This is a genomic window from Oleiphilus sp. HI0061 (assembly GCF_001635675.1).
On record NZ_LWFE01001783.1, the window covers coordinates 1 to 616 of the forward strand.

Below are 616 nucleotides of genomic sequence, written 5' to 3' on the forward strand. Positions count from 1 at the left end.
TGGGTAGAGTTGCAACACGATTATGAATGTTTCCTCTTCGTTGCAGACTGGCATGCACTCACAACGCATTATGAAGACCCTTTCATGATCGAACAGAGCGTGTGGGATATGGTGATCGATTGGCTTGCTGCGGGTATTAACCCAGGTTCAGCGACAATGTTTGTTCAGTCTATGGTGCCTGAACATGCAGAGTTGCACCTATTGTTGTCAATGATGACGCCTTTAGGTTGGCTGGAACGTGTACCAACTTACAAAGACCAGCAAGAGAAGTTGAAAGAAAAAGATTTGGCAACTTACGGTTTCTTAGGTTATCCATTATTACAAAGTGCTGACATCTTAGTTTATCGTGCGGGTTTTGTTCCTGTTGGTGCTGACCAGGTAGCTCATGTCGAATTGACGCGTGAAATTGCTCGTCGCTTTAATCATTTATATGGTAAAGATCCGGGTTTTGAAGAGCAGGCTGAAGCAGCGATAAAGAAAATGGGTAAGAAAAACGCCAAGCTTTATCGTAATTTACAGAAGCGATTCCAAGAACAGGGCGACGATGAGGCTTTGGAAACTGCAAGAGCTTTGATCAAAGACCAGCAAAATATATCACTAGGCGATCGTGAACGCT

General features: G+C 43.8%; 1 pseudogene. It reads left to right on the forward strand.

The window, feature by feature from the left end:
• A pseudogene (locus A3735_RS27235) lies at positions 1-616 on the forward strand (tryptophan--tRNA ligase); the annotation flags it as partial.